Below are 490 nucleotides of genomic sequence, written 5' to 3' on the forward strand. Positions count from 1 at the left end.
GCCTCGGTGCAGGCGTTGGCCGCAGGCGCCAGCGTCACCGATGTCTTCAGCTACACCAACTCCGACAACCATGGCGGTTCATCGACCGCCAACCTGACCATCACGGTGAACGGCACCAATGACGGCCCGGTGATCACCTCGGGCGTGCAGGCCGGCTCGGTCACGGAAGACACGCAGCTGACGGCGACCGGCCAGGTCCAGGCCTCCGACGTCGACAATGGTGCCACCCAGGCCTATTCGGGCGACACCACCGGCAGCTACGGCTCGTTCGCCGTCGATGCGGCCACCGGCGCCTGGACCTACACGCTCGACAATGCCGCGCACCAGAACCTCGCCCAGGGCGAGAGCCACGTCGAGATCTTCACGGTGACGGTCACCGACGACAAGGGCGCCACCACCACGCAGGACGTCACCATCACGGTGAACGGCACCAATGACGGCCCGGTGATCACCTCGGGCGTGCAGGCCGGCTCGGTCACGGAAGACACGC

Annotated in this window: 1 protein-coding gene; it reads left to right on the forward strand. The window is 67.3% G+C overall.

All coding sequences use genetic code 11. The features are described from left to right. The coding region (locus tag AC07SZ_RS35615) for a VCBS domain-containing protein (protein WP_494917902.1) at positions 1–490 on the forward strand (490 nt) is incomplete at both ends.

The organism is Mesorhizobium sp. GW821-FHT07A06 (assembly GCF_059419085.1).